The 22,788-nt window shown below is 64.0% G+C and carries 19 protein-coding genes and 1 riboswitch; of the genes, 9 read left to right on the forward strand and 10 right to left on the reverse strand.

All coding sequences use genetic code 11. The annotated features are described in order from the left end of the window. The first annotated feature begins 65 nt into the window (after positions 1-65). Positions 66-1,364, forward strand: a complete 1,299-nt coding sequence (locus tag NKI10_RS09035; protein WP_023684197.1) for an adenylosuccinate synthase — start codon at positions 66-68, stop codon at positions 1,362-1,364. Between the two features lie 75 nt (positions 1,365-1,439). After that, positions 1,440-3,080, forward strand: coding sequence for a hypothetical protein (locus NKI10_RS09040; protein ID WP_286440138.1), 1,641 nt, complete (start codon positions 1,440-1,442; stop codon positions 3,078-3,080). A 26-nt stretch (positions 3,081-3,106) separates the two neighbouring features. On the opposite strand, the gene NKI10_RS09045 is transcribed toward NKI10_RS09040, so the two are convergent. Genes NKI10_RS09045 through NKI10_RS09060 form a run of 4 tightly spaced genes read right to left on the reverse strand, consistent with a single transcriptional unit; the run spans position 3,107 to position 6,185 of the window. Further along, positions 3,107-3,406 (reverse strand): CcdB family protein, encoded by a 300-nt coding sequence (locus NKI10_RS09045; RefSeq protein WP_023673676.1) that lies wholly within the window; start codon positions 3,404-3,406, stop codon positions 3,107-3,109. Next, positions 3,406-3,648, reverse strand: coding sequence for a type II toxin-antitoxin system CcdA family antitoxin (locus tag NKI10_RS09050; protein ID WP_245271029.1), 243 nt, complete (start codon positions 3,646-3,648; stop codon positions 3,406-3,408). The genes NKI10_RS09045 and NKI10_RS09050 overlap by 1 nt, the downstream gene beginning before the upstream one ends. A 55-nt stretch (positions 3,649-3,703) precedes the next feature. Beyond that, complete coding sequence (locus tag NKI10_RS09055) at positions 3,704-5,524, reverse strand: ABC-F family ATP-binding cassette domain-containing protein (protein WP_023690493.1); 1,821 nt, start codon at positions 5,522-5,524, stop codon at positions 3,704-3,706. A 1-nt stretch (position 5,525) separates the two neighbouring features. After that, a complete protein-coding gene (locus NKI10_RS09060) occupies positions 5,526-6,185 on the reverse strand; it encodes a thiamine diphosphokinase (RefSeq protein WP_023690494.1) in 660 nt (219 codons plus the stop codon). 162 nt (positions 6,186-6,347) lie between these two features. Further along, positions 6,348-6,462: riboswitch (TPP riboswitch) on the forward strand. A gap of 43 nt (positions 6,463-6,505) precedes the next feature. Between NKI10_RS09060 and thiB the strand changes: the two genes are divergently transcribed. The 4 genes from thiB to NKI10_RS09080 all read left to right on the forward strand — a co-directional run bounded on the left by thiB (position 6,506) and on the right by NKI10_RS09080 (position 11,830). Continuing rightward, the gene (thiB, locus tag NKI10_RS09065; RefSeq protein ID WP_031246663.1) at positions 6,506-7,513 is read left to right on the forward strand and encodes a thiamine ABC transporter substrate binding subunit; all 1,008 of its coding nucleotides are present in this window, start codon (positions 6,506-6,508) and stop codon (positions 7,511-7,513) included. 220 nt (positions 7,514-7,733) lie between these two features. Further along, positions 7,734-9,332: a thiamine/thiamine pyrophosphate ABC transporter permease gene (gene thiP / locus NKI10_RS09070; protein WP_023707250.1), complete on the forward strand. Its 1,599-nt coding sequence runs from the start codon at positions 7,734-7,736 to the stop codon at positions 9,330-9,332. Then, entirely contained in the window at positions 9,329-10,093 is a 765-nt protein-coding gene (gene thiQ, locus NKI10_RS09075) for a thiamine ABC transporter ATP-binding protein (protein WP_352859587.1), read from the forward strand. Before thiP ends, thiQ begins: the two co-directional genes overlap by 4 nt. A gap of 330 nt (positions 10,094-10,423) precedes the next feature. Next, positions 10,424-11,830 (forward strand): M48 family metalloprotease, encoded by a 1,407-nt coding sequence (locus NKI10_RS09080; RefSeq protein ID WP_245266161.1) that lies wholly within the window; start codon positions 10,424-10,426, stop codon positions 11,828-11,830. An 82-nt stretch (positions 11,831-11,912) separates the two neighbouring features. Here NKI10_RS09080 and NKI10_RS09085 read toward each other — a convergent pair whose 3' ends face one another. Then, positions 11,913-12,770, reverse strand: a complete 858-nt coding sequence (locus NKI10_RS09085) for an RNA polymerase factor sigma-32 (protein ID WP_023685806.1) — start codon at positions 12,768-12,770, stop codon at positions 11,913-11,915. Between the two features lie 397 nt (positions 12,771-13,167). Here NKI10_RS09085 and NKI10_RS09090 point away from each other — a divergent pair, with 397 nt between their 5' ends. The 3 genes from NKI10_RS09090 (at position 13,168) to NKI10_RS09100 (ending at position 15,523) form a co-directional block, all read left to right on the forward strand. Next, entirely contained in the window at positions 13,168-13,941 is a 774-nt protein-coding gene (locus NKI10_RS09090; RefSeq protein ID WP_023702802.1) for an amino acid ABC transporter substrate-binding protein, read from the forward strand. 137 nt (positions 13,942-14,078) lie between these two features. After that, positions 14,079-14,759 (forward strand): amino acid ABC transporter permease, encoded by a 681-nt coding sequence (locus NKI10_RS09095; RefSeq protein ID WP_023693608.1) that lies wholly within the window; start codon positions 14,079-14,081, stop codon positions 14,757-14,759. Beyond that, complete coding sequence (locus tag NKI10_RS09100; RefSeq protein ID WP_023820301.1) at positions 14,756-15,523, forward strand: amino acid ABC transporter ATP-binding protein; 768 nt, start codon at positions 14,756-14,758, stop codon at positions 15,521-15,523. The genes NKI10_RS09095 and NKI10_RS09100 overlap by 4 nt, the downstream gene beginning before the upstream one ends. 196 nt (positions 15,524-15,719) lie before the next feature. Here NKI10_RS09100 and NKI10_RS09105 read toward each other — a convergent pair whose 3' ends face one another. The 5 genes from NKI10_RS09105 to phbB all read right to left on the reverse strand — a co-directional run bounded on the left by NKI10_RS09105 (position 15,720) and on the right by phbB (position 22,747). Continuing rightward, complete coding sequence (locus tag NKI10_RS09105) at positions 15,720-16,301, reverse strand: CarD family transcriptional regulator (RefSeq protein WP_023673664.1); 582 nt, start codon at positions 16,299-16,301, stop codon at positions 15,720-15,722. A 426-nt stretch (positions 16,302-16,727) separates the two neighbouring features. Beyond that, on the reverse strand, positions 16,728-17,066 hold the full coding sequence (gene fdxA / locus NKI10_RS09110; protein WP_013529180.1) for a ferredoxin FdxA: 339 nt from the start codon (positions 17,064-17,066) through the stop codon (positions 16,728-16,730). Between the two features lie 253 nt (positions 17,067-17,319). Beyond that, the gene (locus tag NKI10_RS09115; RefSeq protein WP_352544306.1) at positions 17,320-17,706 is read right to left on the reverse strand and encodes an RNA-binding S4 domain-containing protein; all 387 of its coding nucleotides are present in this window, start codon (positions 17,704-17,706) and stop codon (positions 17,320-17,322) included. Positions 17,707-17,781: 75 nt separating this feature from the next. Next, entirely contained in the window at positions 17,782-21,327 is a 3,546-nt protein-coding gene (locus NKI10_RS09120; protein ID WP_352859668.1) for a helicase-related protein, read from the reverse strand. Between the two features lie 694 nt (positions 21,328-22,021). Continuing rightward, positions 22,022-22,747: an acetoacetyl-CoA reductase gene (phbB, locus tag NKI10_RS09125; RefSeq protein ID WP_352760755.1), complete on the reverse strand. Its 726-nt coding sequence runs from the start codon at positions 22,745-22,747 to the stop codon at positions 22,022-22,024. Between the last annotated feature and the right edge of the window lie 41 nt (positions 22,748-22,788).

Raw genomic sequence — 22,788 nt, forward strand, 5'->3', positions numbered from 1 at the left:
TATAGAGGCCTGTCGTTTCGAACCATATCCAGGCCGCCAGGGCGGCATCTCAAGGGAAAAGAAACATGGCCAATGTGGTGGTCGTCGGCTCGCAATGGGGCGACGAAGGCAAGGGCAAGATCGTCGACTGGTTGTCGGAGCGCGCCGACGTGGTCGTGCGCTTCCAGGGCGGCCACAATGCCGGCCATACGCTGGTCGTCGACGGCAAGGTCTACAAACTGTCGCTGCTGCCGTCGGGCGTGGTGCGGCAAGGCAAGCTGTCGATCATCGGCAATGGCGTCGTCTTCGACCCGCACGCCTTTGTCGCGGAAGTGGCAAAACTCAAGGCGCAAGGCGTCGAGGTCACGCCGGACCGCCTGAAAATAGCCGAAAACACGGCGCTTATCCTGTCGCTGCACCGGGAGCTGGACGGATTCCGCGAGGACGCCGCCTCCAATTCCGGGACGAAAATTGGCACGACGCGTCGTGGCATCGGCCCAGCCTATGAAGACAAGGTGGGCCGGCGCGCGGTTCGGGTGATGGATCTGGCGGATTTGGAAACGCTGCCTCTCAAGGTCGACAGGCTGCTGACGCATCACAATGCGCTGCGTCGCGGGCTTGGCCATGGCGAAGTCACGCATGAGGCGATCATGACCGAGCTGACCTCGGTCGCCGATGAGATCCTGCCCTATATGGACCGCGTCTGGAAAATCCTCGACGACAAGCGCCGCGCCGGCGAACGCATCCTGTTCGAGGGCGCGCAAGGCACGCTGCTCGACATCGACCACGGCACCTATCCGTTCGTCACCTCGTCCAACACCGTTGCCGGCCAGGCAGCCGCCGGCTCGGGGGTGGGCCCCGGCGCCATCGGCTATGTCCTGGGCATCACCAAGGCCTATACGACGCGTGTCGGCGAAGGCCCGTTCCCGACCGAGCAGAAGAACGAGATCGGCGAATTTCTCGGTACGCGTGGCCACGAATTCGGCGTCGTCACCGGGCGCAAACGCCGTTGCGGCTGGTTCGACGCCGTGCTGGTGCGCCAGGCCGTCGCCGTCAACGGTATCAAGGGCATCGCCCTGACCAAGCTCGACGTGCTCGACGGGCTGGATGAGATCAAGGTTTGCACCGGCTACCGTCTCGACGGCGAAACGATCGACTATCTGCCGGCCAGCCAGGGCGCGCAGGCGCGTGTCGAGCCGGTCTACGAGACGCTCGAAGGCTGGAAAGGCACCACCGCCGGCGCGCGCAGCTGGAACGACCTTCCGGCGCAGGCCGTTAAATACGTCCGTTACATCGAGGAGCTGATCGGCGCACCCGTCGCGCTCCTTTCCACCAGCCCGGAACGGGACGACACGATACTTGTGACCGATCCGTTTCAAGACTAGTTTTCTGAAGCCTTTCCGGGCATCGCGGCCGATTTGCGGGGGCCGGCGCGGAAACAAATACAGGTCGACTGAAGCATGGCAGATTTCGTTGCTATTCTGAAAAAGGCGCTCGACAAGCACGGCGACGAAACGCCCGAAAAGCGTACGCGGATCTATGAAAGCGTTCGTACCATGCTGGCGAAGAAGCTTGCGGAGTATTCGCCGCCGCTGGCCACGGAAGCCATAAGCACGCAGAAGCGATCCCTGGAAGATGCCATCTCGAGCGTCGAGCGCGACTATGCCAGGGCGGTGCCGGCATCCGATCCGCTGGCGGAGCTGGAGCACATCTTCTCCTCCATCGACCGCAACAAGAACCAGTCCAGTCATGTAAAGCCTTCCGCCACGCCTGCGCCGGCCTGGCAGCCGGCGAAACCGGTGCAGCCGGCGCCGACCGCCAGGACAGAGCCGAGCTGGCAGAGGCCCGCGCCGACACCGCCGTCGCCTGCGGCGCGTGCAGAAACCATCGACAAGCAAGCCGTGGAGCTGGACGCCGACGACGACAGCGCCGATGTGTTCGCCAATGACGAGCAGCCGGTCGCGGACACGTTCCAGCGCCTGCGCCCAGCCGAGCGCAGGCGCAGCTATGGCGGGTTGATCGCGGCTGTCGTCGCGCTTCTAGTGGTCGCCGGCGGCGGCTATGGCATCTGGCTGAACAAGGATGCCTTTGGCTCGATGCTGGGCCTCGGCGGCGACACCAAGACGGTCTCGACCGAACCGCTGGTAAAGCCGGCGCCGGCCAAGCCCGCGGCCGATGCACCGGCACCGGCCGCTGCCGGCGAGGGAACGAAGTTCACCCAGCGCCTGTCGCCCGAAGGCGGTGAAACCGACCCCGGTCCCGCGGCCGGTCAAAGCGGCATCGGCGAGGGCGAGTCCGTCGCCGCGCTGACCACACCGCCCCCCCCGGCTCCAGCGCCACCTGCGGCTCCAGCGCCTGCGACCCCGCCGGCCGGCGACGCCGCAGCCACGGGCGCGCCCGCCACGCCGGCGCCCGACGCTTCCGCCACGCCACCGGCAACGCCGCCCGCCGATGGCGTCGCACCGCCGGCCAATGGGGCAGCACCGGCTGATGCCGCCGCCACGCCGCCCGCTGCGCCGGCGGCCGCCGCTCCCGCGCCGACCGTTGCGGTCGGCCAGAAGGCGATCTTCTACGAGGAACGCACCTCGACCGCGCAAGGTTCGGCCGAACCCGGCAGCATCGTCTGGTCGCTGGTGCAGGAATCGCCCGGCGGCGACCTGCCGCCCGAGCCGGCGATCCGCGCCGAGGCGACCATTCCCGGCAAGGACATCCAGCTGCGCATGACCATCCGCCGCAATACCGACCAGACGCTGCCGGCCAGCCACATCATCGAGATGATCTTCCTGACGCCCGAGGGCTTTGACGGCGGTGGCGTCGACAACATCCTGCGCGTCGCCATGAAGAGTTCGGAACAGGATGCCGGCAGCCCGCTGATCGGCATTCCGGCCAAGATCGCCGACGGCTTCTTCCTGGTGGCGCTCAACGACACCAAGGCCGACGAGGACGCCAATATGACCTTGCTTCGAGGCCAGGACTGGATCGACGTGCCGGTGGTCTACAAGACCGGACGCCGGGCGCTGCTGACCATGGAAAAGGGCATTCCGGGCGAGAAGGTGTTCGACGAGGCGCTGAAGGCCTGGCAGGCCAAGACGGCAGGTTGACGGGCGGCAGTAGCGGCTGCCTTCGCTCAGAAGCCCTGGAACAGCATGTCGAGGGCGGCGACGATGTCGTCGTGATGTCTAGAAAGGTTTCCCTCTGGCATCCGCAATTCGGACGCGCTGAAGGCCGACACAAACTGTGTGACCATCACAAGATCTTTGCCGTTTATAGCGAAGGTCGGGTTCAGGCGGCGGCCAGGAAGCGGGGCAATCTCGGGCGGCATCAAAGGAACGACCACCCTCGTGCTCAGCCCTTCAAGCATATCTGACTGCACGTCGAGAAGATAACCGTCGCTCTCGGTACTCCGATAGAAATCGTAACGCGCCATCAGAACGGCCGGTGTTTAGCCAATGGCAGTCCGTTCTTTCGGACATATTCGTTGGAGCTTTTGATGGCTTCCCTGTTTTCTTCTTGCCATCGACGCGTTTTCTCCGCCGCAATCGCTTTCGCGATCCCTGCTTCGGCAGCGCGGGAGATGTTGATGCCCAACGCTTTGGCGTCCTTGATCAACTGAGAGTCAATGGACGTGTTGACAGAGGTCCGCTGAGTTTTTGGCGTCGATTGAAGCACGGAGATGCCTCCTTTCATGCGCACAATATACGCGCATAAAAGACCGCAGGCAATGCTACCCCTCCATCTCCTCACGCAGCATTTCCAGTTCCAGCCACTCTTCCTCGAGTGCGGCCAGCGTGGCGCGTTCCTTGTCGAGGGCGGCGATGGTCTTTTGGAACGAGGCCGGGTCGCGCTCGTAATAGGCGGGATCGGCGATGTTGTTTTCCAAACGCGAGATCGAGGCCATTACCGCCTCGATCTTCTTGGGCAGCGATTCCAGGGCGAATTTCTGCTTGAACGACAGTTTCTTCGACGGCCCTTTTGGCGCTGCCGGCTCGCTCTTGCCCGGCGCCGGCGCATCGCTGGCTTCGGCCTTGGCGCGCGCCTTGCGGTCGTCGAGCCGGGTGCCGCCGCGCTGCGCCAGCATGTCGGAATAGCCACCGGCATATTCGATCCAGCGGCCGCCTCCGTCCGGGGCGATGATGCTGGTGACGGTGCGGTCGAGGAAGTCGCGGTCGTGGCTGACCAGGATGACCGTGCCGGCAAAGCCGGCGACAAGTTCCTGCAACAGTTCCAGCGTCTCCATGTCGAGATCGTTGGTCGGCTCGTCGAGCACCAGAAGGTTGGCCGGCCGCGCCAGAACACGCGCCAGGAGCAGCCGCGCCCGTTCGCCGCCGGACAGCTCGCGCACCGGGGTGCGCGCCTGTTCCGGCTTGAACAGGAAATCCTTCATGTAGGACACGACATGGCGCTGCTCGCCATTGATGACGAGGTTTTCGCCGCGCCCGTCCGTGAGATACTGCGCCAGGGTCTCGGCCGGATCGACCGCCTCGCGCTTCTGGTCGAGCGTGGCGATTTCCAGATTGGTGCCGAGCCGCACCGAGCCGGCATCGGGCTTCATCTCGCCGGTGAGCATCTTCAACAGCGTCGTCTTGCCGGCGCCGTTCGGCCCGACAAGGCCGACGCGATCGCCGCGCTGGATGCGGGTCGAGAAGCCCTTGACCACGGTCAGGTCGCCAAAACTCTTCTCGATGTTCTTGGCCTCGATCACCAGCTTGCCGGATTCGGCGGCGTCGCTGGCCACCATGGTCGCCGAGCCCTCGGCGCCGCGATGGCCGCGAAAACGCTGGCGCATGGTCTGCAGTTCGCCCAGGCGGCGCATGTTGCGTTTGCGGCGAGCCGTCACGCCATAGCGCAGCCAATGCTCCTCGCGCACGATCTGGCGGCCGAGCTTGTGCTGTTCGCGCTCTTCCTCTTCCAGCACAAGGTCGCGCCATTCCTCGAAATGGCCAAAGCCCTTGTCGAGGCGGCGGGTCTGGCCACGGTCGAGCCAGACAGTGGCGCGCGAGACGCGTTCGAGGAAGCGACGGTCGTGCGAGATGACGATCAGCGCCGAAGACGTCCGGACAAGCTCTTCTTCCAGCCATTCGATGACCGACAAATCGAGATGGTTCGTCGGCTCATCAAGCAGCAGAATATCGGGTTCGGGCGCCATGACGCGGGCAAGTGCTGCGCGGCGCGCCTCGCCGCCGGAGAGATCGTTGGGGTTCTCCGTGCCGGCGAGGCCGAGATGCTCCATCAGATATGTGGCGCGGTAGGGATCGTCGGCAGGCCCAAGCCCGGCCTCGACATAGGCGCGCACATTGGCAAAGCCGTCCATGTCGGGCATTTGCGGGAGATAGCGCACCGTTGCCGAAGGCTGGCGGAAGACCTCGCCGTCTTGCGGCTCGATCAGACCAGCAGCAATCTTCAGGAGCGTCGACTTGCCGGAGCCGTTGCGGCCGACGAGCGCGATCTTGTCACCGGCGGACGCCGTCAGTTCGGCGCCATCGAGCAGCGGCGTGCCGCCAAAGGTCAGTCTTATGCCGTCGAGGTTGAGAAGGGGCGGGGCCATGTCAGCTTTCAGGCAAGGGGTAGGGGTGGGCGAGCAGCAGCGCGCGGCCATGGCCGAGCGCGATTTCGAGGCCGCCCCCGGTCGTGTTGGACTTGACCTCGTTCGAGATGGTCAGCGACGAGCCGAACACGACCTCGACATGGTCGAGCGGCCACTTCGCGCCGGACACGGTGAGGCCCGAAAGATCGGAAAAGCCGAGCACCGAAAACAGCGTTCCGTCGGCATAGTCGAAGCCGGCCTTGCCAGGCAGCAGAGGGGCGCCTTCCTGCGCTCCGCTGGTCAACAGCAATTTTGTGCCGGCCTCGGCCAGCCGCAGGCTGAGCGCCAGATGGAGGAAGGCGTGGTCGGCGCGCTTGCCGCCGAAAGCGCCGGCCAGCACCAGGCTGGTGGCGCCGCGTTCCAATGCCGCCGCGATCGCCAGTTCGCCATCGGTCTTGTCCTTTTCGGGAGGAAACACCTCCCGCGGCACGGCGGCGAGATCGGCAGGCAGGTCCGCCGGCACGGAATCGAAATCGCCGACCCACAGCTCCGGCATCACGCCGAGCAGGCGGGCATGATCGATGCCGGCGTCGGCGGCGATGACGCGCGTGCCCGCGACCTGGCGGTCGAGCCGCGGCGTGCGGACGAGATCGCCGCCAAGCAGGATGGTGAATGTGCTCATATCCGCTGGCCCTTACCAGCCCCGCCGACGAAACGGAAGGCCGAGCGGCACCGTCACTCTTTGTTGGAGCATGATCTTTTTCCGGAAACGGATTCCACTTTCCGGGATCACGCTCGGGCAAACTTCCACTTGCGTGGCACCTTGGCCGGGCCTATGTGTCGAAACGCTCTAACGGGGTGCCGGACGCGATCTTCGCGGACCGGCTGAGAGGCAGTCTCGCCAACCCGCTGAACCTGATCCGGTTTGTACCGGCGGAGGGATTAGACGCTTCGGACAGCCCGACGCCTCAATTCCTTTCAACACGAATGAAGGAGGCGCCGATGCGCATTTTTTTGTCCCGTCTTGTCCCAGCGCTTGGGCTTGCTGTTTCGCTACTGGCAAGCCCTGCGTGCGCGCAGGAAAAACTCACGATCTATACCTATGAGAGTTTCACTGCCGACTGGGGTCCAGGCCCCCAGGTGAAGAAGGAATTCGAGGCCGAGTGTGGCTGCAGCGTCGACTTCGTCTCGGTGGCCGACGGCGTCGCGCTGCTCAATCGCGTCAAGCTCGAAGGTGCGTCGACCAAAGCCGATATCGTGCTTGGCCTCGACACCAACCTCACCGCGGAAGCCAAGGCTTCCGGCCTGTTTGTCCCACATGGCGCGGTGGCTGAAAACAACGTGCCGGGCGGCTGGAGCGACGACACTTTCGTGCCCTACGATTATGGCTATTTCGCCGTCGTCTACGACACCGAGAAGCTGAAGAACCCACCGAAGAGCCTGAAGAAATTGGTCGAGGGCGATGCCGCCGACAAGATCGTCATCCAGGATCCGAGGACGTCGACGCCGGGCCTTGGCCTGCTGCTGTGGGTTAAGTCGGTCTATGGCGACAAGGCGCCGGAAGCCTGGGCGAAACTCAAGGGCAAAGTGCTGACGGTGACGCCGGGCTGGAGCGAGGCCTACGGCCTGTTCACCAAGGGCGAGGCGCCGATGGTGCTTTCCTATACGACGTCGCCGGCCTACCACATGGTGGCGGAGAACACCGGGCGCTACCAGGCGGCCTCGTTCGAGGAAGGCGAGTATCTGCAGATCGAGGTCGCCGGCATCACCACCACGGGCGCGAAGAATCCGCTGGCGGCGAAGTTCCTGGCCTTCATGACCGGGCCGAAATTCCAGGATGTCATTCCGGAGACCAACTGGATGTTCCCGGCCGGGAAAACCGACAAGCCGCTCAATCCGGCTTTTGATAGGCTGGTCAAGCCGGCGAAGACCTTGCTGTTCAGCCCGGAAGAGGTCGCGGCAAATCGCAAGGCCTGGGTGGATGAATGGCTGGCGGTGATGAGCAAGTAGATTTGGCTGTATAGTCAAAAGATGAGTGCTCTACGGCGCCCCCCTCTGTCCTGCCGGACATCTCCCCCACGAGGGGGGAGATTGGCCTTTACGTTGACTTTCGCCAATCTCCGAAGCTGCAGGAATGAGCGGAGCGCTAAAACCGCCAATCTCCCCCCTCGTGGGGGAGATGTCCGGCAGGACAGAGGGGGGCGCGAAGGAACGCGACGCCCGGTAAAGAGTGCAACGCTCTGACCCCCGCATCACGGCCGGCATTGTCGCGCTTGCGGCAATCGCGCTGCTGATCGGTGGCGCCTTCGCCGGCCTTATCCGCGAAGGCGCGCACGACCTTTCCGGCGCCGCGTCCGCCTTTGACCTCTATCTCCTGCGCGTTGTCCGCTTCACGCTCTGGCAGGCTGCGCTCTCGACTCTGCTTTCCGCCGTACCGGCGCTCTTCGTCGCCCGGGCGCTGTCGCGGCATCCGCGCTTCTTCGGACGCGGCTTCATCCTGCAGCTATTCACTGTGCCCCTTGCCTTGCCGGCAATTGTCGGAGCGCTGGGAATACTGGCGCTCTATGGCCGCGCCGGTTATTTCGCCGCGATCGGTGGCCAGAGCTGGCCCGACATCTATGGGCTGTCGGGCATCCTCGTCGCCCACGTCTTCTTCAACCTGCCGCTGGCCACCCGGCTGTTCCTCGAAGCGCTGGGAACGGTGCCGGCCGATCAATGGCGGCTGGCGAGCCAGCTCGGCATGGGGGCGAGGCCAGCCTTCCGGCTGATCGAGTGGCCGGTGCTGCGCGCCGCGCTGCCGGGCGTCGCCGGGCTTGTCTTCATGCTTTGCATCACCTCCTTCACCATCGTCCTGATCCTCGGCGGCGGGCCGGCGGCGACGACGCTGGAAGTCGCCATCTATCAGGCGCTGCGTTTCGACTTCGATCCGGCGCGAGCGGTGACGCTGACGGTGCTACAGATCGCGCTGACTTTCGCCGTCATGCTGGCGCTGACGCGGCTCGGCGCCAATGTGACCGGCGACGCCAATTTGCCTGTCGCGCCGCGCCGCTATCACTTGGCCGGCAAAGCAGAAACAGCGTTCAACGCCGTCCTGATCGTGCTCGCCTTGCTGTTCGTCGCCGGACCGATGGCGGCCACCGTTGCCTCCGGCCTCGGCGCCGATCTCGGCCGGCTGGCGGGCGAGAGTGCCGTGCGTCAGGCGACGCTGACCAGCGCCGGTCTCGCCTTCTCGGCGGCGCTACTTTCGGTGGCGCTGGCACTGTCGCTGATCATGGCGCGGCGGGCACTGTCGCTGCGCCGCCGGTCCAGTGCCCGTTCATTGCTCGAACATGCCACCGACACCGGCGCCGGCTTCGTCCTCGTCGTGCCGCCCATCGTCATCGGCGCCGGCTGGTTTCTCCTGCTGCGCACGGTCAGCGATGTCTTTGCCATCGCGCCGGTCATGGTCGTCACCGTCAATGCGGTGATGGCGATGCCCTTTGCCATCCGCGCGATGCGCCCGGCCTATGATGCGGCGAGCGAGCGCCATGAAAAGCTGTGCGCGCAGCTCGGCATTGCGGGCTGGAACCGGCTGCTTCTGGTCGACTGGCCATCGCTCCGGCGGCCGCTGGCCACCGGCTTTGCCTTCGCCATGGCACTGTCGCTCGGCGATCTCGGCGTCATCGCGCTGTTCGGCAGCGATTCGGTGCAGACCTTGCCCTATCTCCTGCTGGCGCGCATGGGCAGCTATCGCACGGCCGATGCTGCCGGGCTGGCTTTGCTGCTCGGGGCGGTCTGCCTTGCATTGGTGGTCGCGGCAGACTGGCTGGGACGGGGAGAGAGATCGTGACGTCCGCTGTGGAGAAAGGCACGACTGTCCGGCTGGACAAGGTCTCGTTCAGCTATGGCGAAACGTCATTCCTGTTCGATGTCGAATTCGATACATCGAAGATCACCGCCATCATGGGGGCAAGTGGTTCGGGCAAATCGACCTTGCTCAATCTGGTGGCTGGTTTCGAGACGCCGGAGTCCGGTCGTGTGCTGATCGGCGCCGCCGATGTCGGCGCCAAGCCGCCTTCGGCGCGGCCGGTGTCGATGGTATTCCAGGAAAACAATCTGTTTGCTCATCTCTCGGTGGAGAAGAATGTCGGGCTCGGCCGCTCGCCATCGCTCAACCTGACCGACGCCGATCGCGCCGCAATCGCCGAGGCGCTTGACCGCGTCGGCCTGGCCGGCAAGGAAATGCGCCTGCCGCGCGAACTCTCCGGCGGCGAAAGGCAGCGCGTGGCGCTCGCCCGCGTTCTGGTGCGCGACCGGCCGGTGCTGCTGCTCGACGAGCCGTTCGCTTCGCTCGGGCCAGCACTGCGCGACGACATGCTCGAGCTGGTGGCCGGCGTTCATGCCGAGCGGGCGATGACGGTGCTGTTCGTCACGCATCAGCCGGAAGACGCTCGCCGTATCGGCGAGCAGATGGTTTTTCTGGACAATGGCAGGGTTGCCGCGACGGGACCTGCCGCCGATTTTTTCGACGGCACTGGCCCTGAAGCGTTTCGGCGCTATATCGGCGCAAGTTCGGGCGGATCACGCGATATTGCCCGGAAGCGGACATAATTTACGACCAAACCGGCTACAGGTGATGTGGCGCTTGCTTGCCATGGTCCAGTCGATGTGGCTAGGTCCGCTTAGTACTGGTCCGGCACGAGCCGTGATTTGCCCCTACAGCGCCGCACCCGGCCGGATGCGTAAACGCTGTAGGTTTTTTGATGTGTGCAGGATTGCCAACGAAAACCGATTTTTCGCTGGCGCGGACCCCGGTCCAAATCATGCGCCGAGAGCTGAAGGAACGCCGTGCTGCCGACCGGCACTGACACTTTGAAACGCAGACCGCTGGTGCGCTTCCTCGCGCTGGCCGGCCTTGCCGTGGCGCTGGCCAGCTGCCAGATGTTCACGCCTCCCGAAGTGCAGGAATCCGGCTTCCAGCCTTCCGACAAGCCGATCACGGTCGACAATGTCGCCGCCAACAGCAAGCTTGCCGAACTGGCGAAGGCACAGCATCCGCGCATCCTTGCCACCTATGGCGGCGAATATTCCGATCCCAAGCTCGAGCGCATGGTGGCCAAGGTTGTCGGCAGCCTGACCGTGGTGTCGGCCAATCCGACCCAGACCTATCGCATCACCATCCTCAATTCGCCCAACGTCAACGCTTTCGCGCTGCCGGGTGGCTATCTCTACGTCACCCGCGGCCTGCTGGCGCTGGCCAATGATTCGGCCGAACTCGCCGCCGTCATCGCACATGAGATGGGCCACGTCACCGCCAATCATGGTCTGCAGCGACAGCAGCTCGAGGCCGAGGAAGGCCTGGCGACCAAGGTGGTCTCCGATGTGCTGGGCGACAGCCCGACCGCCAAGCAGGCATTGATCCGCGGCAAGCTGAGGCTGGCGCAGTTCTCGCGCAACCAGGAGCTGGAGGCAGACGCCATCGGCATCAAGTCGATCGGCGAGGCGGGTTACGATCCCTATGCCGCCGGGCGTTTCCTGCAGTCGATGTCGGCCTATACAGATTTCCGCTCGATCAGCGGCGCCACCGACGCCAGCCTCGACTTCCTGGCTACGCACCCCAACACGCCGCAGCGAATTGATCTGGCGCAGCGTCACGCCCGCCAGTTCGGCGCGCCGGGCATCGGCACGCGCGACCGCGATTCCTTCCTGGCCGGGATAGACGGCCTGCTCTATGGCGACACGCCGGAAGAGGGCTATGTGCGCGGCCAGACCTTCCTGCATCCGGGCCTCGGCGTATCGTTCACGGTGCCCGACGGCTTCATCATCGACAATTCGGCAGCGGCGGTGACGGCGACCGGTCCCGGCGACATGGCGATCCGCTTCGACGGTGTGTCGATCGACAAGGATCGTGCGCTGACCGACTACATCAGAAGCGGCTGGGTGGCCGGTCTCGACGAGACCAGTGTGCGCCAGGAGACGATCGACGGCAACGAGGCGGCGACAGCGCACGCCGGCGCCGATGGCTGGCAGTTCGACATTGCAGTGATCCGCGCCGGCGGCCAGGTCTACCGGCTTTTGACAGCGGCCCCCTCGGCCAGCACGACACTCGATCCGGTGGCACGCTCGGTCAGCAGTTCGTTCCGCGTGCTCAGCCCCGCCGAGAAAGCGGCACTGAAGCCGCTGCATATCCGCGTCGTCACGGTACAGGCCGGGCAGACGATGGGCACACTTTCGGCGCAGATGGTCGGCGTCGACCGCAAGCTCGATCTGTTCCGCGTGCTCAACGCGATGTCGCCGGGCGCCTCGGTTTCGGCCGGCGACAAGGTCAAGATCGTCACGGACAGATAGCGCCGGTCTTCGTCAGAAACCCCAGCCTTCATAGTGCATTTTTCTGAGATAACTCAGGGCGGTACCCCTGTTCCTGGCAATCTCACGCTGCCATGAATTCGGGGTTCTGCTTGACCAGCGCGAGCTTGAGCTTTTCCATGGCGCGGGCCTCGATCTGGCGGACACGCTCCTTGGAAATGCCGAGCGTCTCGCCAAGCGCCTCAAGCGTGGCACCTTCGTCGCTCAGCCGGCGCTCCTCGATGATCCTGAGTTCGCGGGCATTGAGCGCGCGGAGCGCCGTCTTCAGCCACATCAGGCGCCGTTCGACGTCGATGGTGTCGCCGGCGACCTCGTCAGGCAATGGATCGTCCGAAATCAGGAAGTCCATCCGCTCAGTGGTGCCGGCTTCGTCGGCGAGCGGTGCGTTGAGCGAAGAGTCAGGTGCTGAAAGCCTGGAATCCATCTTCGCGACATCGGCCTCGGAGACGCCGAGGGCTACCGAGACTTCGCGGTAGAGCGTGGCGTTGGAGATCGGCTCGGCGCCATTGGCAAGACGGGCGCGCAGGCGCCGCAGGTTGAAGAACAGCGCCTTTTGCGCCGAAGAGGTGCCGCCGCGAACGATCGACCAGTTGCGCAGGATGTAGTCCTGCATCGAAGCGCGGATCCACCATGTCGCATAGGTCGAGAAGCGCACCTCGCGCTCCGGCTCGAAACGCGCGGCTGCTTCCAGCAGCCCGACATGGCCCTCCTGGACCAGATCTCCGAGCGGCAGGCCGTAATGTCGGAATTTCGAAGCCATGGAGATGACCAGCCGCATATGGGCGACGGTGATCTGATGCAGCGCCTGCTGATCCTGGTCCTCCTTCCAGCGCAAGGCGAGAACATGTTCCTCATCGCGCTCGAGGTAGGGGGCTTTCATTGCCGTGCGGACCATGGTCCGTCCTGCCGTGTCTTCGATCATGCCGCGCTCCTGCTCCCGGACATTTTCGGACGGCCTGGCGGCCGTTATCTCTGTTTGACGCAATTCCGAAGGAAACCGCTTTCCCACTTTCCTGGAATTGCTTCGGGCCTAGCGCAGCCAAGGGTTCTTGAAATGGAAACGCGGCGCCCTACAACATGCCATGAACGTGCCACACCGGGGATTGGTTCCGCCGCCGATGGCGGTTGTTTTGTGCGGTCCGACAGGGCGCATCGACACCGCAGATCGGGACTATTGGCACCGATCGGAGCTGCTTTGAGAATCTGATTTCTGGATCGCCGTTTTTTTGAAATCTGGTTCCTTATTTTGCTGCGCTGTATCTGTCAGTTTCCGGCTCTCACAAGTGCCGGACACCGGCCAAGGACGGGATCACATAGAAATGAAATGGCTCAATTCGCTCATCGTCGCCGGAACGCTTCAGGTTCTGGCTGTTACATCAGGCCATGCCGGCGCCAATCTTGACCAGATCAAGCAGGCCGGCACCCTCAAGGTCGGCACAGAAGGCACCTATGCGCCCTTCACCTATCATGATGCTTCCGGCGCGCTGGTCGGCTTCGACGTCGAGATCGCCAAGGCGATCGGCGACAAGCTCGGCGTCAAGGTCGAGTTCCTCGAAGGCAAATGGGACGGGCTGATCGCCGGCCTCGACGCCAACCGCTACGACGCCGTGATCAACGAGGTCGGCATCACCGACGCGCGCAAGGCCAAGTACGATTTCTCCGATCCTTACATCGCCTCCAAGGCCGTGCTGATCGTGCGCGGCGACAACACCGACATCAAGACCTTCGCCGACCTCAAGGGCAAGAAGTCGGCACAGTCGTTGACATCGAATTTCGGCAAGCTCGCCGAGACCAACGGCGCCGAACTCGTCGGCACCGACGGCTTCGACCAGTCGATCCAACTGCTGCTCACCGGCCGCGCCGACGCCACCATCAATGACAGCCTGTCTTTCCTCGACTTCAAGAAGCACAAGCCGGACGCCAATGTGAAGATCGCCGCGCAGGAAGAGAACGCCGACTATTCCGGCGTCATCGTGCGCAAGGGTGATCCGGAGCTGGTCGCGGCGATCAACAAGGCGCTGGCCGACATCAAGGCCGACGGCACCTACAAGAAGATCGCCGACACTTATTTCGGCCAGGATGTCTCGCAGTAAAGACCATCTCCCGGCGGTTTGCCGGCAATGACAAATAGCGGCGGGCCGTCTTTGACGGCTCGCCGTTTTTCGCATGATATGAGAAGCACACAATCGCACTGCCGTCACCGCGGCGGTCTGTGAAGGAGGAGCCGTTCGTGCCGCACTGGCTACACCTGATGCTGGACTCGTTGCCGACACTGCTGTGGGCGGCGTTGATCTTCACCGTACCGCTGACATTGCTGTCGTTCGCACTCGGCCTGTTCGTCGGCCTGGTTGTCGCCCTGGTGCGGCTGTTCGGTCCCAAGCCTCTGGTTGCCGTGGTCCGCTTCTATGTCTGGATCTTTCGCGGCACGCCGCTTCTGGTGCAGCTGTTCCTGATCTTTTACGGCCTGCCTTCGGTCGGCATATTGCTGGATGCTTTTCCGGCGGCGCTGATTGGATTCACCCTCAACATAGGCGCCTACAGTTCGGAAATTATCCGCGCCGTGATCGGCTCGGTGCCGAAGGGCCAGTGGGAGGCGGCCTATTCGATCGGCATGACCTGGAGCCAGGCGATGCGGCGCACCATCCTGCCGCAAGCCGGCCGCGTCGCCGTGCCGCCGCTGTCCAACACCTTCATCTCGCTGGTCAAGGATACGTCGCTCGCCGCCGCCATCACTGTGCCGGAGATGTTCCAGGCGGCGCAGCGCATCGTCGCCACCACCTATGAGCCGCTGATCCTCTATGTCGAGGCGGCGATCCTTTATCTGGCGATGAGCTCGGTGCTTTCGGCCTTGCAGACGCGGCTGGAGGAGCGGCTCAACCGTTATGGCGGCTTCCTGGAGGCGCGCTCATGATCGGCCTCACCGACATCGAAAAGCGCTTCGGCGACAATCTGGTGCTGAAGGGCGTGACGGTCACCATTGCCGAAGGCAACGTCACCGCGCTCGTCGGCCCCTCCGGCGGCGGCAAGAGCACACTGCTGCGCTGCATCAACCTGTTGGAGATCCCGACCTCGGGCATGGTGCGCATCGGCGACGAGACGCTGGAATTCCGTCCCGGCGTCAAGATCCCCAGCCGCGACATCCAGCGCCTGCGGCTGCAGACCGGCATGGTGTTCCAGAATTTCCAGCTGTTCCCGCATCGCACCGCGATCGAGAACGTCATGGAAGGCCTGGTGACGGTGCTGAAATGGCCGACGGCAAAGGCGCGCGAGCGGGCACTGGCGCTGCTCGAGAAGGTCGGCATGGCGCACAAGGCGGACGATTGGCCGGCAACGCTGTCGGGCGGCCAGCAGCAGCGTGTGGCGATCGCCCGCGCCTTGGCGCCGTCGCCGAAAGTGCTGCTTTGCGACGAGCCGACCTCGGCGCTCGATCCGGAACTGGCGCAGGAAGTGGTCGACGTGCTCGGAAAACTCGCCAGCGAAGGCACCACCATGGTGATGGCCACGCACGACCTTCGCCTTGCCTCCAAGATCGCGCAGGAGGTGGTGTTCCTCGATGCTGGCGTCGTCGTCGAGAAGGGGCCGTCCACCGTGGTGTTCAGCAATCCGGAGCGTGAACGGACGAAGCGTTTTATTGCGACGCTGAAGCAGGAGGCGGAGAAGGAAGCCGGCGGCTGAGCCTTCTACCTCCCCCTTGTGGGGAGGTCGGACGGAAGGTCCGGGTGCGGTCTGGGGTCGTCCCCATCCTCGCTGCTTCGCAGCGACCCTGCCTGGGCGAGCCACGGGTCCCGCCCGTCCTTGGAACCCCACAAGGGGGTAAAAACAAAAACCCGGCACAAGGCCGGGTTTTTCATGATTTCGACGGTGAAAGCGATCAGGCAGCTTCTTCCTGCTCGGCTTCCTCATTGTCGGCCTTGGCGCCGCGCTTCGGGCCCTTGTTGAGGTTGACCTCGATCAGGCGCACGGCTTCGGTTTCCGACATGCGGTTGACTGCCGCGATCTCGCGCGCCATGCGGTCGAGTGCCGCCTCATAGAGCTGACGCTCGGAATAGGACTGTTCCGGCTGGTTGTCGGCACGGTAGAGGTCGCGCACGACTTCCGAGATCGAGATCAGGTCGCCCGAATTGATCTTGGCATCATATTCCTGCGCACGGCGCGACCACATGGTGCGCTTGACGCGGGCGCGGCCCTGCACGACCTTCAGCGCGCGCTCGACATAATCCTCTTCCGACAGCTTGCGCATGCCGATGGAGGTCGCCTTGGCGACCGGAACCTTCAGGCGCATCTTGTCCTTCTGGAAGTCGATGACGAACAGTTCCAGCTTGTGGCCCGCAACTTCCTGCTCGTCGATCGAGACGATCTGGCCGACGCCGTGTGCCGGATAGACGATGTACTCGCCGGTCTTGAAACCGTGGCGTGCCGAGGTGGACTTCTTCTGCGGGGTGATCGTTGCCATTACGCCCTGAACTCCTTGTTGTGGCACCGGCGGCCTGCCGGTCCGAACGCATGCGACCGGGGACACCGATCGTTAGCCGCACAACAGATGAACCCATCGGAAAAAGCCGGGACCGGCAAACCGCATACATAGCGACTGCCTGGCCCAGATCGCTCTGGTCCGATTGGGGATTTCACCTTTCAGTGATTTGGGGCGCTTGCGCCATAAATCGACGTTGTGTCACCGGCATGTTTCAACTGGTGTAGCACAAAAAGTCGGAAGAATCAAGGTTTTGCTGCAAACGCGAAGGTCGAGCGCCATCGCCGCCTGTCAAGGCAGTTAATGTATGATGCGCGTTACGCAGCGTTATGACGATCCAATAGGCCGCACTTTTTTGCTTTGCGCATCACCCTTTCCGAAATCGATTCCGATTCCAGCGTCATGTGCTCAGTCGCCTTCGCCGGGCTCGGCGGAGAAATATTTCTCGAACTTGCCGGCCTCGCCGTCGAAGCTCTTGGCATCTGCCGGAGGCTCCTTCTTGGCGGTGATGTTGGGCCATTTCTCGGCGTATTCGGTGTTGACCTGCAGCCATTTGTCGAGGCCCGGCTCGGTGTCGGGCTTGATTGCATCGGCCGGGCATTCCGGTTCGCAGACGCCGCAGTCGATGCACTCGTCGGGATGTATGACAAGCATGTTCTCGCCCTCGTAAAAGCAGTCGACCGGACAGACCTCGATGCAGTCCATGTACTTGCATTTGATGCAGTTGTCGGTCACGACATAGGTCATTGGTCGGCTCCGGGACGTCCCGTTTTTGCTAGAGCGACGTGCGTCCACTTGGACGCACAAAGTACGCTCTGACACTTTGAATCTGCGCATCGTGCCTTCCGAAAAATCGATTTCCGATTTTCGGGCCGATGCGGCGGCTTTTTTGGTGAGGTAACGCCTTTGCCTGCCGCTTGCAAGGGCAGCCATTGCAGGCGGGGCCCGCGTGTCCGGAATGAAATTCCAGACCGCCGGCATGGCGCAGACGGCCAAGGCTTCAGTCTTCGCCGAACAGCCGGTCGGTTTGCCTGCGCTCCTTCTTGGTCGGCCGGCCGCTGCCGGCGTCGCGCAGCGCCGGAATGGCATCGGCAACAGCCTCGCCTTTGGGGGCCGGCGGCGGGGACATGTCCTCGTAGAGCGTGCGTGCTTCATCGGCCGGACCGCGCCGCACGCCGGTGCCAAGCACCTTCCAAACGAAGATGCGGCGCTCGTGCGTAATGGTCAAAACGTCGCCAGGCTTGACCAGATCGGAGGCCTGCGCTGCTTTGTCGCTGTTGATGCGGACGCGTCCGGCGACAACCAGCTTGGCCGCCAGCGAGCGCGATTTTATCGCGCGCGAAAAGAACAGCCACTTGTCGATGCGCTGACGACCTTCAGCAACCATCGCAGCGAGTTATTTCTTGTTGGAGCATGATCTTGTCCGAAAACCGGTTCCACTTTTCGGGATCATGCTCAGAGCTTACTTCTTCAGCTGGTCGCGCAAGGCGGCGAGCTTGGCGAAGGGCGAGTCCGGATCGAAGCGCGCCGGGCGTTCCTCGCGTGGCTTGGCCTGGAAAGCCGGCTTGGCGCCTTGCGGTCCGCCTTTGCCTTCCGGCCTGCCGCCTTTCCAGTCAGGCCGGCCCTCGCGCGGACGCTCGCCTTGCGGCTTGCCGTCGCGGCGCTGTTCGCCCTCGGCCTGCGGCTTGGGCTTGAACTTCGAACGGTCGAAGCGTGGCTTGGCGGCACCGTCGCGCTGGTCGCGCCGGCCCTGATAGGCCGGCCGTTCGCCCGGTGCCGGCTGTCCGCCGGCAGCGTCGGCCGGCGCATCGGCGCGGCCAGCCTGGCCGTTACGCGGGCGATTGTCCCGGCCTTGACGATGGCGCGGGCGCTGCTCGAAACGACCCTGCCGCCACAGCAAGATGGGCTTTGGCGCTTCGGCCTCGGGGACAGGCTCAGCGCTTCCACCCTCCCCCTCGTGGGGAGGGTCGGCGCGCAGCGCCGGGGTGGGGGCAGCGCCGGCGTCGGCGGTTGCGCCTGAAGTGTCTGCTGTGTCTGCACCTGCTTCGTCAACGCTGTCACCCGCGTCGCTTCGCGCCGCGACCTCCGCCATCGAGGGGGAGGTAAGGGCGTCGGCGTTTTCGGCGACGGTGGCGTCGGCAGTGTCGTCAGCTTCCGCAACAGCCGGAGCTTCTTCCGCGATTTCTGCGTGAGCTTCGACTTGCTCGTCCGCGACAGGCTCTGCCGTTGCTTCCGCGATGGCTGGAGCTTCGGCGGTAGCTTCAGCGGCCGGAGTTGGCTCCGTACCCTCTTGAGGCGCGCCCGGCTGAGCGTCCGCAGCAACAGCCTCCGCTGCGGCTTCGGCGACGGGCTGCTCAGCCGCAGGCTCAGCGGCGGCAACCGCATCCGGCTCCGATCCAACGGCCGGCGCTTCAGCGACGGCTTCACTTGCAGCGGCTTCCGCCGCCTTGGCCTGTTCAGCTTTTGCAGCCGCGTCCGCAGCCAGCTTGGCGGCAGCCGCTTCCCGCGCCGCGTTGTCCTGTGCTTCCAGCCGCGCCTTGACCTCTGCCGGCGGCTTCGGCTCGGCGCGATAGCCGAGACCTTTCAGGATCTCTTCCATGTCGTCGGCGGTGGCGCCGAGGATGGACATCATCGGCGGCGTCACCATGAAGGACTGGCCGTCATAGGCGCCGTCCGGGCGCTGTCCCAGACCGGGCTTCCAGTTGGTCGCAGGCCGGATCAGGTCGGCCAGCCGTTCCAGAATGTCGATGCGCACGGCGCGGCGGCCGAGATTACGGTAGCCGGCGAGCTTGTAGAAGCTCTTGTCGAAAGCCGGATCGATGACCACCGAGGTGCGGCCGGAGGCCAGCGCGTGCACGACGTCGCCAAAGCCGGGCTTGTCCTTGCCGTCGTTCTTCAGCGCCCACAAAAGCGTGATCAGTCCGGCGGGCGCCGGCTTGATCAGCGCCGGCACGAAGACGTGGTAGGCGCCGAAGCGCACACCGAGCCGGCGCAAGGCGGCGCGACCCTCCTGGTCGAGCGACTTCATTTCCTCGGCGATGTCGCGGCGGTTGATGAGGCCGAAATGCTCGACGAGTTGGAAGGCGATGCCACGGCCGATGCCGGCGATCTGCTCGGCATTCTTCAAGTCGACCAGCGGCTTCAGCAAGGATTCGATCTGGAAATTGACGAAGCGCTCGGCGCGCGCGGCGACCTTGTCGCGGGCGGGACCGGTCAACTGCTCGTCGGCCAAAAGCACCAGGCGCGGCTTCAGCGCGTCCTCGCCGGCAACCAGCGTGCCGATCGGCGCGCCGATCCAGCGCAGCGTGCCGTCGGAGCCGAGCGCAAGGTCGCCATTGGCGCAGGCGCCGAAGCGTTCGGCACGTGCCTCGAACTCGGCGGCCAGCGCTTTTTGCGCTGCCGTACGCACGGCCTTGGCGTCTTCGCCGCCGGCGCTCTGATCGGCGGTGAAGCGGAACCCTTGCAACTCGCCGACATGATGGCCTTCGACAAGGACGGTTCCGGTAGGACTGATTTCGGCTTCAGGCATTGTATTTTCTCTAAGGCGCCGCATGAGGACGGAAGTCCTGCGGTCTACAAACCGTTTCGTCAACCGCTCATGCAGCGCATCCGACAATCTGTCTTCGATTTCGCGCGTCTTTTCCCGCCAGTGTGCCTGATCGGCCAGCCAGCCCGGCCGGTTGGACACGAATGTCCAGGTGCGGATCTGCGCAATGCGGTGCGACAGCGTGTCGATGTCCCCCTCGGTCGTATCGGCGCGGCGCACCTGCTCGGCCATGTAGTTCTCGTCGACATGGCCGTGTTTGGCGAGGTCGGTGTAGATAGAAGCGATCAGGTCGGAGTGCTGGGCCGGCGCGATCTTGCGGTAGTCCGGCAACGCGCAGGCTTCCCACAGCAGCGCCACGCGCTTGGCATTGGTAGCCAGCGCGCGGATGTCCTCGTCGCGGGAGAGATGTTCGAGCGCCTGCGCATCGACCGCCGGCAGCGCCCGCGTCAGGCCTTCGACCGGCGCGTTGGTTTCGATCGAGCGCTTCAGCGCGTCGAGGCTGGCGAAGTCGAAATGCGCGGTGCGCCATTGCAGCACCTTCACCGGATCGAACTCGTGCCCCTCGATGCGCTTGACCAGTTCCTCGTCCAGCGGATCGACCTGGCCGGTGACGCCGAAGGTGCCGTCGCGCAGATGCCGGCCGGCGCGGCCGGCGATCTGGCCGAGCTCGGCCGCCGTCAGGTTGCGGTACTGGTAGCCGTCGAATTTGCGGTTCTGGGCGAAGGCGACATGATCGAGATCAAGGTTGAGGCCCATGCCGATGGCGTCGGTGGCGACGAGATAGTCGACGTCGCCTGCCTGGAACATTGCCACCTGGGCGTTGCGGGTGCGGGGCGACAGCGCGCCGAGCACGACTGCCGCTCCTCCTTGCTGGCGGCGGATCAGCTCAGCGATGGCATAGACCTCGTCGGCGGAGAAGGCGACGATGGCCGTACGCCGCGGCAGGCGGGTCAATTTCTTCGAACCGGCATAGGCCAGGTGCGACAGGCGAGGGCGCGTCACCACCGAGACGCCTCTCAGCAGCTTTTGCAGGATGCCATGCATGGTGGCCGCGCCGAGCAGCAGCGTTTCCTGGCGCCCGCGCAGGTGCAGGATTCGGTCGGTGAAGATATGGCCGCGCTCGAGGTCGCCGGCGAGCTGCACCTCGTCGATGGCGACGAAGGCAACGTCGGTCTCGCGCGGCATGGCTTCGACGGTGCAGACCGAATATTTCGCGCCGGGCGGCTGGATTTTTTCCTCGCCGGTGATGAGCGCCACCTTGTGGGCGCCGACCTTTTCGCAGACGCGGGCATAGACCTCGCGCGCCAGAAGGCGGAGCGGCAGGCCGATAATGCCGCTCTCATGCACCACCATGCGCTCGATGGCGAGATGGGTCTTGCCGGTGTTGGTCGGACCCAGCACGGCAGTCACGTCGCGGCCCGACAGGATCAGCGGCTCGGTGTGTTTCGGCTGGATGTTCATCGGCCTGGAGATGAGGCTTTCTGCATCGTGTTGTCGGGAGCGCGCCTCGCGTGGCGCGTATGACAGGCGACACATAGGGATTTCAGGCGCGAAGCGAAAGCGGAATGTTCCGGCCGGCAATCCCACGGTTCGTCTTTGAGGTCTCAATTAACAGTTGGAACGAGTCTGGAACGAATCGGCGACGAATCAGTGACTCCGGCAGATTCAGGTTTTGTTCACGGCTACATGTGGATTTTGCGAGCCTGAGTCTCACCATATGCTGAATCGCGGAAACTGGCCCGATTCCTGCAAGGCGACCATTGGCGTTAACCTTTGCCGGCGGGGCATCGTCGTGATCCGATACGCCTCGGCCAACATTATGAAATTGCTGAATTTTCTTAATCGGCCTTAACCATTTTCCGGTGGTATTCGGCCTTGGTCGTTAACGTTCCGCTCAAAGCCGGAACGAATTGGTGACGAATCGGCGATGGCGGGATTTTCCTGGTTTGTTCACCCCAACATGTTGTGTTGTCCACAGCTTGTCCACCGAGAATTCACAGCTTGCGAACCGGGTTTTGCACAGGGCGCCTGGAAATCGTTAATCTTTGCGTGCCGGAACGGGTCAATGTCTAGCGCGCAGCCCGGGAACATCGCCGGCCGGCGATGAAAAAACGGGCCATAAGCCGGCCCGTCCTACCGGGCGAAATGCTGTCGTTCAGGCGAAATACTGGCCGCCATTGGCTGTGATGGTCGAACCGGTGATGAAGCCGGCGTCTTCGGAAGCGAGGAAGACGACGCAACGCGCGATCTCTTCCGGTTCGCCGAGGCGGCCGACCGGAATCTGCGGGATGATGCGTTCATTCAGCACCTTCTCGTCGATCGCCTTGACCATCTCGGTGGCGATGTAGCCGGGGCAGATGACATTGACTGTGATGCCCGCGCGCGCGCCCTCCTGCGCCAGCGCCTTCGAGAAGCCGATGTCGCCGGCCTTTGCGGCGGAATAGTTGACCTGGCCGGCCTGGCCTTTCTGGCCGTTGATGGAGGAAATGGTGATGACGCGGCCGAATTTGCGGTCGCGCATGCCGCCCCACAGCGGATGCGTCATGTTGAAGACCCCAGACAGATTGGTGTCGATGACTTCCTTCCACTGCTCGCGCGTCAGCTTGTGGAACATGGCGTCACGGGTAATGCCGGCATTGTTGACCAGCACCGAGACCGGGCCGAGATCGGCCTCGACCTGTTTGATTCCGGCGGCACAGGCGTCGTAGTCGGCGACCGACCATTTGTAGGTCTTGATGCCGGTTTGTGTGCTGAACTTCCCCGCTGCCTCGTCATTGCCGGCATAGTTGGCGGCAACGGTGTAACCGGCATTCTTCAGGCCGATCGATATGGCGGCGCCGATGCCGCGCGATCCGCCGGTGACGAGCGCTACTTTGGTCATTGAAAGTTCTTCCTCCCTTTGGTCGGAAGAAGGGAATAGGG

The sequence above is a fragment of the Mesorhizobium sp. M0802 genome, from assembly GCF_040320115.1.
GTDB lineage: Bacteria > Pseudomonadota > Alphaproteobacteria > Rhizobiales > Rhizobiaceae > Mesorhizobium.

What these genes read in the sequence shown, in the direction of transcription:
- NKI10_RS09035 (WP_023684197.1), top strand. Translation starts at nt 66, where the DNA reads ATGGCCAATGTGGTGGTCGTCGGCTCGCAATGGGGCGACGAAGGCAAG.
- NKI10_RS09040 (WP_286440138.1), top strand. Translation starts at nt 1,440, where the DNA reads ATGGCAGATTTCGTTGCTATTCTGAAAAAGGCGCTCGACAAGCACGGC.
- NKI10_RS09045 (WP_023673676.1), bottom strand. Translation starts at nt 3,406, where the DNA reads ATGGCGCGTTACGATTTCTATCGGAGTACCGAGAGCGACGGTTATCTT.
- NKI10_RS09055 (WP_023690493.1), bottom strand. Translation starts at nt 5,524, where the DNA reads ATGGCCCCGCCCCTTCTCAACCTCGACGGCATAAGACTGACCTTTGGC.
- NKI10_RS09060 (WP_023690494.1), bottom strand. Translation starts at nt 6,185, where the DNA reads ATGAGCACATTCACCATCCTGCTTGGCGGCGATCTCGTCCGCACGCCG.
- thiB (WP_031246663.1), top strand. Translation starts at nt 6,506, where the DNA reads ATGCGCATTTTTTTGTCCCGTCTTGTCCCAGCGCTTGGGCTTGCTGTT.
- NKI10_RS09080 (WP_245266161.1), top strand. Translation starts at nt 10,424, where the DNA reads ATGTTCACGCCTCCCGAAGTGCAGGAATCCGGCTTCCAGCCTTCCGAC.
- NKI10_RS09085 (WP_023685806.1), bottom strand. Translation starts at nt 12,770, where the DNA reads ATGATCGAAGACACGGCAGGACGGACCATGGTCCGCACGGCAATGAAA.
- NKI10_RS09090 (WP_023702802.1), top strand. Translation starts at nt 13,168, where the DNA reads ATGAAATGGCTCAATTCGCTCATCGTCGCCGGAACGCTTCAGGTTCTG.
- NKI10_RS09100 (WP_023820301.1), top strand. Translation starts at nt 14,756, where the DNA reads ATGATCGGCCTCACCGACATCGAAAAGCGCTTCGGCGACAATCTGGTG.
- NKI10_RS09105 (WP_023673664.1), bottom strand. Translation starts at nt 16,301, where the DNA reads ATGGCAACGATCACCCCGCAGAAGAAGTCCACCTCGGCACGCCACGGT.
- fdxA (WP_013529180.1), bottom strand. Translation starts at nt 17,066, where the DNA reads ATGACCTATGTCGTGACCGACAACTGCATCAAATGCAAGTACATGGAC.
- NKI10_RS09115 (WP_352544306.1), bottom strand. Translation starts at nt 17,706, where the DNA reads ATGGTTGCTGAAGGTCGTCAGCGCATCGACAAGTGGCTGTTCTTTTCG.
- NKI10_RS09120 (WP_352859668.1), bottom strand. Translation starts at nt 21,327, where the DNA reads ATGAACATCCAGCCGAAACACACCGAGCCGCTGATCCTGTCGGGCCGC.
- phbB (WP_352760755.1), bottom strand. Translation starts at nt 22,747, where the DNA reads ATGACCAAAGTAGCGCTCGTCACCGGCGGATCGCGCGGCATCGGCGCC.